At 44.7% G+C, this 13145-nt stretch carries 13 protein-coding genes; all 13 read left to right on the forward strand.

Annotated elements, in window-relative coordinates; all coding sequences use genetic code 11:
- The first annotated feature begins 44 nt into the window (after nt 1-44).
- Nucleotides 45-1064, forward strand: a complete 1020-nt coding sequence (locus M1D98_RS07560) for a molybdopterin-synthase adenylyltransferase MoeB (RefSeq protein ID WP_121642487.1) — start codon at nt 45-47, stop codon at nt 1062-1064.
- Nucleotides 1065-1081: 17 nt separating this feature from the next.
- Nucleotides 1082-2374, forward strand: a complete 1293-nt coding sequence (locus tag M1D98_RS07565; RefSeq protein WP_456280163.1) for a molybdopterin molybdotransferase MoeA — start codon at nt 1082-1084, stop codon at nt 2372-2374.
- Nucleotides 2335-2856, forward strand: a complete 522-nt coding sequence (gene mobB / locus M1D98_RS07570; RefSeq protein ID WP_121642489.1) for a molybdopterin-guanine dinucleotide biosynthesis protein B — start codon at nt 2335-2337, stop codon at nt 2854-2856. Before M1D98_RS07565 ends, mobB begins: the two co-directional genes overlap by 40 nt.
- Nucleotides 2856-3329 carry a molybdenum cofactor biosynthesis protein MoaE gene (locus M1D98_RS07575; RefSeq protein ID WP_121642490.1) on the forward strand — a complete coding sequence of 158 codons (474 nt, stop codon included), beginning with the start codon at nt 2856-2858 and terminating at the stop codon, nt 3327-3329. The genes mobB and M1D98_RS07575 overlap by 1 nt, the downstream gene beginning before the upstream one ends.
- A complete protein-coding gene (gene moaD, locus M1D98_RS07580; RefSeq protein WP_121642491.1) occupies nt 3322-3555 on the forward strand; it encodes a molybdopterin converting factor subunit 1 in 234 nt (77 codons plus the stop codon). Before M1D98_RS07575 ends, moaD begins: the two co-directional genes overlap by 8 nt.
- A gap of 220 nt (nt 3556-3775) precedes the next feature.
- Nucleotides 3776-5533: an ABC transporter ATP-binding protein gene (locus tag M1D98_RS07585; RefSeq protein ID WP_121642492.1), complete on the forward strand. Its 1758-nt coding sequence runs from the start codon at nt 3776-3778 to the stop codon at nt 5531-5533.
- A 10-nt stretch (nt 5534-5543) separates the two neighbouring features.
- The gene (locus M1D98_RS07590) at nt 5544-7358 is read left to right on the forward strand and encodes an ABC transporter ATP-binding protein (protein WP_121642493.1); all 1815 of its coding nucleotides are present in this window, start codon (nt 5544-5546) and stop codon (nt 7356-7358) included.
- Nucleotides 7359-7473: 115 nt separating this feature from the next.
- A complete protein-coding gene (gene yknW / locus M1D98_RS07595; protein ID WP_121642494.1) occupies nt 7474-8169 on the forward strand; it encodes a toxin SDP protection protein YknW in 696 nt (231 codons plus the stop codon).
- A gap of 4 nt (nt 8170-8173) precedes the next feature.
- Nucleotides 8174-9307: an efflux RND transporter periplasmic adaptor subunit gene (locus M1D98_RS07600; RefSeq protein WP_121642495.1), complete on the forward strand. Its 1134-nt coding sequence runs from the start codon at nt 8174-8176 to the stop codon at nt 9305-9307.
- Nucleotides 9308-10000, forward strand: a complete 693-nt coding sequence (yknY, locus tag M1D98_RS07605; RefSeq protein ID WP_010328476.1) for an ABC transporter ATP-binding protein YknY — start codon at nt 9308-9310, stop codon at nt 9998-10000. It begins immediately after the preceding gene.
- The gene (gene skiZ / locus M1D98_RS07610; RefSeq protein WP_121642496.1) at nt 9997-11190 is read left to right on the forward strand and encodes a sporulation-delaying-protein transporter subunit SkiZ; all 1194 of its coding nucleotides are present in this window, start codon (nt 9997-9999) and stop codon (nt 11188-11190) included. The genes yknY and skiZ overlap by 4 nt, the downstream gene beginning before the upstream one ends.
- Before the next feature lie 278 nt (nt 11191-11468).
- On the forward strand, nt 11469-12224 hold the full coding sequence (locus tag M1D98_RS07615; RefSeq protein WP_121642497.1) for a DeoR/GlpR family DNA-binding transcription regulator: 756 nt from the start codon (nt 11469-11471) through the stop codon (nt 12222-12224).
- Nucleotides 12221-13132 carry a 1-phosphofructokinase gene (gene pfkB, locus M1D98_RS07620; protein WP_456280164.1) on the forward strand — a complete coding sequence of 304 codons (912 nt, stop codon included), beginning with the start codon at nt 12221-12223 and terminating at the stop codon, nt 13130-13132. The genes M1D98_RS07615 and pfkB overlap by 4 nt, the downstream gene beginning before the upstream one ends.
- The last annotated feature ends 13 nt before the right edge of the window (nt 13133-13145 follow it).

Genomic DNA, 13145 nt, shown 5'->3' on the forward strand with positions numbered 1-13145 from the left:
AAAAACATGTTAAGATGACATAAAAGATAAGGAGAACAGGTTTGATGGAGGAGCGTTATTCGCGGCAAATCAGATTTAAGCAAATAGGGGAAGAGGGCCAGAAAAGACTGGCAGACAGCCATGTGCTGGTTGTCGGTGCAGGAGCGCTCGGGACGGCAGGAGCAGAAGGGCTTTCGAGAGCGGGGGTCGGTACCATTACCATTATTGACCGTGATTATGTTGAGTGGAGCAACCTGCAAAGGCAGCAGCTTTATACAGAAAGCGACGCCAAGCTCCACATGCCGAAAGCCATGGCTGCCAAAGAGCATCTATCAGCGATTAACAGCGAAATACATATTGAGGCGTACGTTACCGAAGGAACAGCCGAAACGCTTGAGCCGCTGATTGAAAAAGCGGATGTCGTCATCGACGCGACAGATAACTTTGAAACCCGCATGCTGATAAACGATCTTGCCCAGAAAACAAAGACACCGTGGGTCTATGGTGCTTGTGTCAGCAGCCAAGGGATGTTCATGACGATCATTCCAGAAGAAACGCCTTGTCTGTCTTGTTTGTTTGAGCAAATTCCTGTCGGCGGGGCGACGTGTGATACTGCCGGCATTATTCCGCCAGCTGTGCATATTGTTTCGGCCTATCAGCAGGCAGAGGCATTAAAGCTGTTAACCGGAAAAAAAGAAGCGATACAGCGAGGGTTTGTGACATTCGATGTTTGGAATAACTCGCATATGAAGATTAACGTTAATCATGTACGCCGTGAGAATTGCCCATCTTGCGGAGCACACGCGGTTTATCCTTATCTCCAAGACTGGAACACACCAAAAGCCGCTGTACTATGCGGCCGTGATACAGTACAGGTAAGGTCGGAGTCGTTAAAAAGAATTCCGAAACAAGAGCTTATCAATCGGCTGAAAACAATCGGCAAGGTCGAGGCCAATGCGTTTTTGCTGCATATTTTTTACGAGGATTTCAGAATCGTCATTTTCAATGATGGACGGGCACTGGTGCATGGAACAAATGATGTGAAAGAAGCCAATTCCGTGCTGGCAAGAGTAATTGGATTGTAACAACAGGAGGGGTCAGAATGCTGGAGAAAAGAACACCGATACCGGTAGACGAGGCAATTCGGCGTGTCAGCCATTTTCAAAAACAAGGGGAAACAGAATGGGTGGCGCTTGAAGACAGCCTGCATCGCTTTTTATCCGAAGATGTAACAGCGGATCACCACGTACCTGCCTTTGACCGTTCGCCATACGATGGTTTTGCTGTCCGAGCGTGCGATACGGCTGAAGCTTCACGTGAAAACCCGGTTCGATTTGAGGTCATTGACCATATTGGAGCGGGGGCTGTATCTGAAAAAGAACTTGGCCCGTTTCAGGCCGTGCGGATTATGACAGGCGCGCAAATCCCTGTAGGGGCAGATGCTGTCGTCATGATAGAGCTGACTCAAACCTTTGAGGAGGATGGGAAAGCGTTTATGTCTTTAAAACGCCGCTTTCAGCCGGGGGATAATATTTCAAAAACAGGTGAAGACGCTCAAAAAGGGAGTGTTTTATTGAAAAAGGGCACCCGGGTGACACCAGGAGTGACCGCTCTTTTGGCAACCTTCGGATACGCATCTGTGCCTGTCGTAAGAAAGCCGGTTGTCGGAATTATTGCAACCGGTACTGAATTGCTGAATGTCAGTGATCCGCTGGAACCGGGGAAAATCCGCAACAGCAATGCCAGCATGGTGTATGCGCAAGTGGTTGAAGCAGGCGCATCTCCGCTTTATTTAGGGAAAATCTCTGATGACCTGGATCAAAGCTTTGCCGCGGTCAAAGAAGCGATGAAAAAGGTTGATTTTCTGATCACAACTGGCGGTGTATCAGTGGGTGACTTTGACTTTTTGCCTGCGATCTATGAAAAACTCGGAGCGGACGTGCTCTTTAATAAGGTTGCCATGCGCCCGGGTAGCGTGACAACGGTGGCGCATGCAAATGATACGCTCCTGTTTGGTCTGTCAGGTAATCCGTCAGCTTGCTATGTCGGTTTTGAATTGTTTGTCAAACCAATGATCCAGATATGGCTGCTCAATGAAAAACCGCATTCGATTTGTGCGGAAGCTGTTTTGACGAAGGATTTTCCGAAACCGAACCCATTTACCCGTTTTGTACGTGCGTTCGTATACCACCAGGAAGGGCAGCTGCTGGCGGAACCCGTTGGATTGGATAAGTCGAGCTCTGTTACGTCACTTGCAGAAGCGAATGCGTTTATTATCCTGCCGGGCGGCACGAGAGGATACGAATCAGGCAGAACGGTTCAAGTGCTGCTTATCAGAGAAGAGAATGGAAGTGAATGGCCTTGGTCCGTCCTTTCCCAATCGTCCAAGTTGTAGGATTTCAAAACAGCGGGAAAACAACGTTTATCGAACGTATTCTTGAAAAATCCTCTGAACAGGGGCTCAATTTAGGCTGCCTAAAGCATCATGGTCACGGTGGTGAACCGCAAACGTTCACTAATGGGAAAGACACTGACCGTTATCAAGCGGCAGGTGCTGATGTGACAGCGGTAGAAGGTGCGGGTGTGTTACAGCTGACAGCCCGCCGCCATTGGGATTTGCCGCGGCTGATTGGGTTATACCAGTTTCTCGAAACAGACTGTCTTCTGATAGAAGGCTTTAAAAAAGCTCCTTATCCTAAAGTGGTTATACTAAGCGAAAAGGAAGATCTAGAAGCACTGCAGGCAGACAATACAATCGCCATCATCTATAGGAAAAAAGAGCATATAACAGAGCATAAGGGATTGTCCGTTTTTCATGCGGATGATCCGGCTGCCGTGGATTTTGTGCTTTCACAGCTGAAGGGGGAATCTGCATAATGGAACGGTTTGAGATCACGAAAACACCCATTATTACCGAAGACATCATCAAAAAAGTGGAGAAACGGGAAGCCGGGGCAATTACCACATTTATTGGCACGGTTCGGGAATGGACAAACGGAAAAAGAACGGTTCGGCTTGAATATGAGGCATATGAACCGATGGCCGTGCAAATGCTGGCTCAAATCGGGACTGAAATTGAAGAAAAATGGGAGGGGGCTTCAGCCGCAATCACCCATCGTATAGGTGTGCTGGATATCGGTGAAGCAGCGGTTGTGATCGCTGTATCCTCTCCCCATCGAAAAGCTGCTTATGAAGCCAATGAGTATGCGATCGAACGGATTAAACAGATTGTCCCGATTTGGAAAAAAGAAATTTGGGAGGACGGAGAGCAGTGGATCGGCGACCAGCTTGAAAACACAGCTTATCCGAACGGAAAACCAGATGTAAGCGAGGGAGAGCAGCATGATTAAAATCCTTTTATTTGCAGGGCTTGCAGAACAGGCCGGAACACAAGCATTGGAAATGGATATGGAACAAGCAACGACAGACGAAATAAAAGCAAGTTTAAAAGAACAATACGGACTCGAATCCATTGATACAGCTATGATTGCTGTAAACGAAAGCTATGTAAAAGAAAATACTACCGTATCTTCAGGCGACACGGTAGCCATCATTCCGCCTGTCAGCGGGGGATGAACCGGACGGCATGCAGCCGTCCGGTTTTTCTGTATTTCATTTGCATATCCCCAAACATCCCCAGCATACAATGATTTTCTGTAAGCATTATTTTACATAAGAGACTTCCTATAAAGTAAGAGACTCACTCCATCATTAGACTGAATTTTCGAAAAAACAATAGAAATTTATTTCGGGTACCGATATAGTAAAGATGATAAAAATTGGAAAGGTGCTGGATATGGAGACATTTAAAAGGTTAAAAATGTTTTATTGGCCGTACAGAAAGGTGTTTATGTGGTCGCTTCTGGCCATGCTTTTGATGACTGCGATTACTGTCGTTTACCCGATTATCCTGCAAATCACGATTGATGAAATTGTCCTGGGAAAGCAGTATCGGCTTGCGGCATGGGTTAGCTTAGGATTTATTGCGGTAATGGCCTTGAAAGGAACCGCCACTTTTTTTCATCAATATTTAGGTGATATGTTCGGCATCAAATCCGTTTATCGGCTGAGAAATGGCCTGTATGAAAAACTGCAGCGGCTTTCTTTTTCTTATTATGATAACGCGAAAACAGGGGATTTAATGTCCAGACTGACAGCTGACGTTGAAGGGCTTCGTTTTTTCTTATCTTACGGTCTCGCTGAGCTCATTCGATTCGGTCTGCTGGTCGCCATCAGCCTATCTGTCATGTTTTACTATTCTGTTCCTCTTACGCTTGTGACAATCGCTGTTTTGCCATTTCTCGCTGTTGCGGTATATCAGTTTGACAAAAGAGTCCATCCCGCTTTCAGAGGGATTCGCAAATCGTTTGCGAAACTCAACACAAAAGTCCAGGAAAATATCAGCGGCATCAATACGGTTAAATCTCTATCCAGAGAAGATTTTCAGATCAGCCATTTCAATAAGGCCAATGCGGAGTACAGGACACAGTATTTACAAACATCATCCATTTGGTCTGCGTATTTCCCTTTAATGGAGTTCATCGGCAATATTTGTATTGTGGCTCTCCTTTCATACGGCGGCTACCTGGTCATGCACAACGAGCTCAACCCCGGCGAGCTTGTCGCTTTTTTCAGCCTCGTCAATTATATGATGTGGCCGATTATGAACTTAGGCTTTGTCATCAATATGTTCTCTCAAGCAAAAGCGTCAGGTGAACGCCTGCTGGAGATTCTTGAAAAAGAAGAAGAGATCACAGATCATGCTCATGATATGCAAAAACAAAGATTAACAGGAGATGTCATGTTCAAGAACGTTTCTCTTGCATACGGTAAAGAACAAACAAACGCGCTAAGCAATGTCAGCTTTGATGCAAACAGCGGGAAGGTCATCGGACTATTGGGCCCGACAGGTTCAGGCAAGAGCTCAGTTACACAGCTCCTCACCAGATTTTACAGTCCTGTTGGCGGAATGATTACCATTGACCATAAGCCTATCACCGATTATTCGTTAAAAACCCTTCGCTCCAATATCGGGGTCGTTCTGCAAGAATCTTTTCTGTTTTCATCTACGATTCGATCAAACATTTCGTACGGGAGGCCGGATGCCTCAATGGAAGACATCATCGAAGCGGCAAAAAGGGCGCAGGCTCATGCCTTTATCACGGAGCTTCCTGATGGATATGACACCATGCTTGGAGAGAGGGGAATGGGGCTTTCCGGCGGTCAAAAACAGCGTATCGCCATTGCGAGAGCCATTTGTTTGAACCCGAGCATTTTAATATTGGATGACGCCACGAGCGCAGTAGATATGCAAACAGAGCACAGCATACAGCTGGCTTTAAAAGAAGTCATGAAAAACCGCACAACCTTTATCATCGCTCACCGCATTTCTTCTCTGAAACACGCCGATGAAATTCTCGTTTTTGATAAAGGGCGGATTTGTGAAAGGGGAACACATCAAGAGCTTCTCGAAAAAGGCGGCTACTATCAAAAGATTTACGATTTACAATACCGTGATGTCAAAATGATCAATGAGCCGCATCAGGTCGGATAGGGAGGGCTATATGAAACAAGCAGAAAAACGAGGGATTTTGGAGCGTTTCTATTATTCTTCAGATGAAATCATTGAAAAGCCGTTTAACTGGACTCAAATGTGGCGGCTGCTGGGCTATGTTAAACCATATCGAAAAACGATTTTGCCGCTTTCTTTTCTTACCGTATTGATTGGGACTGTTGTGAAGCTTGTGATTCCCATTTTGATCGGCGTTTATGTTCTCGATCAAGCCATTGCGGAGAGAAACTCAGAGCTGCTGGTCCAGCTCATTTTTATCATTAGCGGTTTATATGTGCTCAATTATGCCGCCAATGTATTCAGAATTAAATGGATGAACCAGCTTGGCCAGCATGTGATATACGATTTGCGCCAGCATTTATTTACCCATGTGCAGCGCTTATCCCATCGTTTTTTTGATCAGCGCTCGGCCGGATCGATCTTGGTCAGGATTATGAATGATATTAACTCTCTTCAGGAGCTTTTTACAAGCGGAGTCATCAACTTATTGACCGACTTGCTGCTTTTGGCCGGCGTTATGATTATTTTGTTTACGCTGAGTCCTGAGCTGACTATAGCCATTATGGTGACACTGCCGATTATGTTTTTTATTTCAACAAGTCTTAGAAAAAAAATACGCCGCTCCTGGCAAAAGGTGCGCCTCAAACAATCGAAGCTGAACTCTCATTTGAACGAAAGCATTCAGGGCATACGTGTCACACAGGCATTTACGCAGGAAGAAGAAAACACGGCGTATTTTGATGGCGTCAATCAGGAGAACTATCAATCATGGCAAGAAGCCACAAGAAAAAATGCCATGTTCCGTCCGCTGGTAGAAATGACAAACGCGATTGGCACGGGTGTCTTGATTTGGTATGGCGCCACACTCATCATGAATGAAACCATCACGATTGGCGTCTTCGTTTCTTTTGCATTCTATCTGGGCATGTTTTGGGAACCTATTTCAAGACTGGGGCAAGTCTATAACCAGCTGTTAATGGGAATGGCGTCATCAGAACGGATTTTTGAGTTTCTGGACGAACAGCCAAATGTTAAAGAGAAGCGGGGCGCGATTCATAAGCAAAAAATAAATGGGGAGATCAGTTTTGAAGAGGTTGAATTTTCGTATGATGAAAAACGAAAAGCCCTTCACGCTGTTTCCTTCACTATTCCGGCGGGCTCGACGCTTGCGCTTGTCGGGCATACGGGGAGCGGAAAAACAACGATCGCGAATTTAATCAGCCGTTTTTATGATGCCACGGGAGGCACCATAAAAATAGACGGTATACCAATTCGGGATCTTTCCCTTGCCAGTTTGCGCTCCCAAATCAGCATCGTGCTGCAAGATACATTCATTTTCTCCGGAACCATCATGGAAAATATTCGTTTTGGCCGGCCGGGTGCTTCAGACGAAGAAGTGATAAAAGCAGCCCAAGCGGTCGGAGCGGATGAATTTATTTCTGGTTTAGCAGAAGGGTACGAAACAGAGGTGGAGGAGAGGGGCAGCGTACTTTCTGCCGGTCAGCGCCAGCTCATTTCATTTGCAAGAGCATTGCTTGCCGATCCAGCTATTATTATCCTTGACGAAGCAACCGCAAGTATTGATACAGAAACGGAAGTGAAAATTCAGCAGGCGTTAAAAACGCTATTGAAAGGGCGTACAGCAGTGATGATCGCCCACAGATTGTCCACGATCCGCGACGCCGACCGCATCATTGTTCTTGATCACGGCAAGAAAATGGAAGAAGGAAACCATGGGCAGCTGCTTGCTATAGGAGGCATCTATGCCGGGCTTGTGAAAACGCAATACAGCGAAGCTATACAATAAGAGCGAAAGCCTTCAGTTATATATTGAAGGCTTTTGGAAATTTATTTGAAAAAACATGAAACTTTTTGAACCCCATCTCGTATTATCTGTTAGATATTCTCAAGGAGGTTTTGAAATGGAAACAAATGTAGAAAAAAACAGCGCAACGGCGACTGAAAAGCCGTCACTTTTCGGAGTGATCACTAATCCGTCCATTCAATTTGAAAGAATAAGAGAAAGACCGGCTGTATGGGGACCGCTATTTATTGTTGCAGCGATTATCATCGTCGGCGCGGTACTGCAATCACTCGGTACGGACTATAGTGAGCTTATGAAAAACACGGGCCCTCAAGGGTTATCAGCTGAAGAAATTGAAACAGTCGCAACAATCACCAAATTTGGAGGAATGGCAGCCGCGATTTTCGGCGGTATCGCAGCGTTATTTATTGCCCCTCTTATTTATTGGCTTTGTGTAAAAATCTCAGGCGGAGTTACGACATACAAAAAAATGCTTTCTCTCGGTCTGTTTGTCTCTTTGATTAGCAGTCTTGGATTATTGGTTAACGGAATCGTTATTTTCACGACTGACGCGAATTCTCTTTACAGCGTGACATCATTGGCGGGGATTATTCCGTCTGACGGAGCTCTTGCCAGCGTGTTAAATACTTTTGAGATATTTAGCATATGGAGCTATGTATTATTAGCAATCGGCCTTCACAAAACAGGCGGCATCTCAAAAAAAGCAGGATGGATTTCAGTGATTGTTCTTTTCGGGATTTTAGTCGCATTTTCATTCTTTTCAGGTTTAATCAATTCAGTGGCGGGTGCATAACATCATGAAAAAAGTCTGGATCGGAATTGGAATCGCAGTTTTAGTTGCACTTTTCATTGGAATCAATATATACCGGTCTGCTGCCCCGGCAAGCGGCAGCGCCGGACAGAAGATAGAGGCGGGAGGTCTTGAAGAAAAAGAAATCTCGTCAACGGTTATGGTTCCCGGGACCCTGCAATTTTCAAATGAACAGTATGTCTTTTATGAAGCCGATAAAGGGACATTAGAAGACATTAAAGTGAAAGAAGGCGACAAAGTGAAAAAGGGAACGCCTTTAGTCACCTATACAAATGAGCAGCTGAGCCTCGAAAAAGAACAGAACCGGTTAACGGCTGAATCCAACCAGCTTCAAATTGACCAAATTGAAGAAAAATTAAAAGCATTAAATCATAAAGAAAAAGAACTGGCAAAACAGGTTGGAAAGAAAGAAGCAGAAAAACAAATTGAATCTGAGCGGACGGAGCTTCAAATGCAGAAAAAAACAACTGAGATCGATTTAAAACAAACCGAGCTCCAGCGGCAGTCACTTGCCAATCGGGTGTCAGATCTTGAAGTCAAAAGCGAAATCGAAGGTACCGTTATTAGTGTCAACCAAGAAGCGGCATCCAAAAAATCAGATATTCAAGAGCCTGTCATACATATCGGCAATCCAAAAGACCTTGTCGTCTCAGGGAAATTGTCTGAATACGATACACTGAAAGTCAAGAAAGGCCAGAAGGTCACACTCACTTCAGATGTTATTCAGGATAAAACATGGAAAGGCACAGTGTCCGCAGTCGGACTTGTTCCGGATCAGCAGGACAGCACTGCGGTACAAGGAACAGAACAAGCGGTCCAATATCCGCTTCAAGTGAAAATAAAAGGGGATCTTCCAGAAGGAAAGCCTGGCTTTAAATTCATCATGAATATTGAAACAGATAAGCGGAAAGCAAATACGCTTCCTTCAAAGGCAGTCAAAAAAGAAGATGATCAATATTATGTATATATAGTAAAAGACGGAAAAGCAAAACGAGTTGATGTCAAAATCGGTGAAGTTACAGATGATCTGACAGAGATTAAAGAAGGGGTTTCTCAAGAGGATCAAGTCATTTTGAATCCCTCTGATCAGTTGACCGATGGAACGGAAGTGAAAGCATAAATGATTCAGCTTTCTAATGTGAGAAAAAGCTATCAGATCGGCAGGGAAACGTTTGATGTTCTCCATTCTATTGATTTGGACATTCATCAGGGGGAATATGTCTCGATTATGGGGCCGTCAGGATCAGGGAAATCGACGATCATGAATATTATCGGCTGTCTTGACCGGCCGACTTCCGGTACGTATAAATTGGACGGCGAAGACATTTCTTCATATAAAGATAAAGAGCTGGCGGCAGTCCGTAACCGGTCCATCGGTTTTGTATTTCAGCAATTTCAGCTTCTTCCGCGGCTGAACGCAAAAAAAAATGTCGAGCTGCCGATGATTTATTCCGGTATAGGCAAAAAAGAACGACAAGAGCGGGCTGAGAGAGCGTTGGAGAAGGTCGGGTTAGCCAATCGAATGCTCCACATGCCTAACGAGCTGTCGGGCGGGCAGAAGCAGCGGGTAGCCATTGCGAGGGCAATCGTGAATGAGCCAAAATTGATTTTAGCAGATGAACCGACCGGCGCGCTGGACACGAAAACAAGCGTGGCGATTATGGAACAATTTACAGAATTAAATGCCGAGGGAACGACAATCGTTCTTGTTACGCACGAACCGGAAGTCGCAGATTGCACGAATCGAATCGTCATGGTGCGTGACGGACACATTGTTCCTGCCAGCTCCGGACAAAGGAGCGTGGGAGAATGAGCCTGTTAGAGAACATTAGAATGGCTTTAAGCTCCGTCCTTGCCCATAAAATGCGTTCGATTCTAACGATGCTCGGCATTATCATTGGTGTAGGCTCTGTCATCGTCGTGGTTGCGGTAGGACAGGGCGGCGAGCAAATGTTGAAGCAGTCGATCAGCGGCCCGGGCAATACCGTGGAGCTGTACTATATGCCAAGCGATGAGGAGCTTGCAAGCAATCCGAACGCCTTAGCAGAATCTACTTTTACAGAAAATGATATCAAAGGTTTAAAAGAGATAGAGGGCATCAAACAAGTTGTTGCCTCGACTTCTGAAAGTATGAAAGCACGTTATCATGAGGAAGAAACGGATGTTACCGTTAACGGGATAAACGATGGATACATGAACGTCAATTCTTTAAAAATCGAAAGCGGCAGAACCTTTACCGATCATGATTTTTTTGCGGGGAAAAGAGCCGGAGTAATCTCTGAAAAGATGGCTGAAGAGCTGTTTGATAAAGCATCCCCTCTTGGAGAAGTGGTCTGGATCAACGGACAGCCTGTTGAAATCATCGGCGTGCTGAAAAAAGAAACAGGCTTGCTTTCTTTCGGTTTGAGTGAAATGTATGTGCCATTTAATATGATGAAATCCTCTTTTGGCACAAATGATTTCAGTAACGTATCCTTGCAAGTCGAATCAGCAGACGACATAAAAACAGCTGGAAAAGAAGCAGCGCAGCTGGTAAATGACAATCATGGCACAGAGGATTCATATCAAGTGATGAACATGGAAGAGATTGCGGCCGGAATCGGCAAAGTAACAGCGATTATGACGACGATTATCGGCTCAATTGCAGGCATCTCTCTTTTGGTCGGCGGGATCGGTGTCATGAATATTATGCTCGTATCAGTCACAGAACGGACGCGAGAAATCGGAATCAGAAAATCACTCGGTGCGACGAGAGGACAGATTTTGACTCAGTTTTTAATTGAATCAGTCGTACTGACACTGATCGGAGGACTGATTGGGATTGGAATCGGATATGGAGGGGCCTCGCTTGTTTCCGCCATTGCGGGCTGGCCGTCACTCATATCCTGGCAGGTTGTAGGCGGGGGCGTGCTGTTCAGTATGCTCATTGGCGTGATTTTCGGCATGCTTCCCGCAAATAAAGCCGCAAAGCTTGATCCGATTGAAGCACTGCGTTACGAGTAGCCTCATGCAATATGCATGAGGTTTTTTTATGTTCCGTTTTTCTACTATGAATATAAAAGACTTTTTTCATTAAAATAAGAAGAAAATGTCGTACAATTGTCCTTATTTTTGTCGAATTTACAGTTTACAAACCCTATAGACATACGTTAATATGGAGAAACGTGAAAGATTTTGATAGTTATTGAATGAATTTGAATGATTTTAGTTGCCTAAATTGAAAAAAGCGTTTACAATGAAATTGTATTCAAAATGAATACGTTTTCATTAGGAGGTGAAGCATGCTAACTCCTGAACGGCATCAATTGATTATTGATCAAATAGAAAAGCATGATGTGGTCAAAATTCAAGAGCTCATAAATCTTACAAACGCTTCTGAATCAACAATCAGAAGAGATTTATCAACACTTGAAGAACGCGGTTTTTTAAAGCGTGTTCATGGGGGAGCAGCCAAGCTTTCCGATATCAGACTTGAACCCGATATGCTTGAAAAATCATCCAAAAACCTTCACGATAAATTGAAAATTGCTGAAAAAGCAGTTTCCCTTTTAGAAGAAGGAGATTGCATTTACCTTGATGCAGGCACGACGACTTTGCACATGATTGATTTTATGGATAAAAGCAAAGATATTGTTGTAGTCACAAACGGGGCGATGCATATCGAAGCACTAATAAGGAAAGAAATTTCTTTTTACTTGCTTGGAGGATACGTAAAGCACAGAACGGGCGCGGTTATTGGAGGCGCTTCACTGGTTGCCATGGATCAATACAGATTCGACAAGAGTTTTCTGGGGACAAACGGTGTCCATACAGAGGCTGGATTCACAACGCCGGACCCTGATGAGGCCCTTTTAAAACAGAAAGCTGTCAAACAGGCAAAACACGCTTACGTCTTAGCAGATCCTTCGAAATTCGGAGAAATTTCATTTTCGGCATTCGCTGGAATAGGCGACGCAACAATCATTACGACTGACGCTGAAGAGCTTACATTCGATAATTACCAAGAAAAAACTGTCGTAAAGGTAGTGAAACCATGATTTACACTGTAACACTTAATCCATCTGTCGATTATATTGTTCACGTTGAAGATTTTACTGTAGGAGGCCTGAACCGTTCCGCATACGATACAAAGTATCCAGGGGGCAAAGGCATCAACGTATCGAGACTGCTCAAAAGACACCATGTACCGTCTAAAGCGCTCGGATTCGTCGGCGGGTTTACCGGAGAATATATCAAAACATTTTTGCAGAAAGAAAACCTGGAAACAGCTTTTTCTGAAGTGAAAGAAGATACCCGTATCAACGTTAAGCTAAAAACGGGTGATGAAACTGAAATTAACGGTCAGGGACCAACAATTTCGAATGAAGATTTCAAAGCCTTTTTAGAACAGTTCCAGTCTTTGCAAGAGGGAGATATTGTCGTCCTAGCAGGAAGCATTCCATCTTCATTGCCTCACGATACTTACGAAAAAATCGCGGAGGCCTGCACAAATCAGAACGCGCGTGTTGTTCTGGATATCTCAGGTGAGGCGCTTATGAAAGCGACAGAAATGAAACCGTTTTTGATGAAGCCAAACCATCATGAGCTTGGAGAAATGTTCGGCACGACCATTACATCTGTTGAAGAAGCTGTCCCATATGGGAAAAAACTTGTAGAACAAGGGGCTGAACATGTAATCGTATCCATGGCAGGAGACGGAGCGCTTCTATTTACGAAAGAAGCTGTTTATTTTGCTAACGTGCCGAAGGGGAAATTGGTCAACTCAGTCGGAGCGGGAGATTCCGTCGTTGCAGGCTTTTTGGCCGGTATTTCCAAACAGCTGCCGCTTGAAGAAGCATTCCGTTTAGGTGTTACATCAGGCAGCGCTACCGCGTTCTCTGAAGAACTCGGAACAGAAGAATTTGTCCAGCAGCTTCTTCCTGAAGTTAAGGTCACACGTCTATAGAGGAGGAAACAAA

It is taken from the genome of Bacillus sp. K7, from assembly GCF_053903245.1.

Coding starts and splice junctions, on each gene's coding strand:
- M1D98_RS07560 (WP_121642487.1), top strand. CDS start 45: ATGGAGGAGCGTTATTCGCGGCAAATCAGATTTAAGCAAATAGGGGAA.
- M1D98_RS07565 (WP_456280163.1), top strand. CDS start 1,082: ATGCTGGAGAAAAGAACACCGATACCGGTAGACGAGGCAATTCGGCGT.
- mobB (WP_121642489.1), top strand. CDS start 2,335: ATGGCCTTGGTCCGTCCTTTCCCAATCGTCCAAGTTGTAGGATTTCAA.
- M1D98_RS07575 (WP_121642490.1), top strand. CDS start 2,856: ATGGAACGGTTTGAGATCACGAAAACACCCATTATTACCGAAGACATC.
- moaD (WP_121642491.1), top strand. CDS start 3,322: ATGATTAAAATCCTTTTATTTGCAGGGCTTGCAGAACAGGCCGGAACA.
- M1D98_RS07585 (WP_121642492.1), top strand. CDS start 3,776: ATGGAGACATTTAAAAGGTTAAAAATGTTTTATTGGCCGTACAGAAAG.
- M1D98_RS07590 (WP_121642493.1), top strand. CDS start 5,544: ATGAAACAAGCAGAAAAACGAGGGATTTTGGAGCGTTTCTATTATTCT.
- yknW (WP_121642494.1), top strand. CDS start 7,474: ATGGAAACAAATGTAGAAAAAAACAGCGCAACGGCGACTGAAAAGCCG.
- M1D98_RS07600 (WP_121642495.1), top strand. CDS start 8,174: ATGAAAAAAGTCTGGATCGGAATTGGAATCGCAGTTTTAGTTGCACTT.
- yknY (WP_010328476.1), top strand. CDS start 9,308: ATGATTCAGCTTTCTAATGTGAGAAAAAGCTATCAGATCGGCAGGGAA.
- skiZ (WP_121642496.1), top strand. CDS start 9,997: ATGAGCCTGTTAGAGAACATTAGAATGGCTTTAAGCTCCGTCCTTGCC.
- M1D98_RS07615 (WP_121642497.1), top strand. CDS start 11,469: ATGCTAACTCCTGAACGGCATCAATTGATTATTGATCAAATAGAAAAG.
- pfkB (WP_456280164.1), top strand. CDS start 12,221: ATGATTTACACTGTAACACTTAATCCATCTGTCGATTATATTGTTCAC.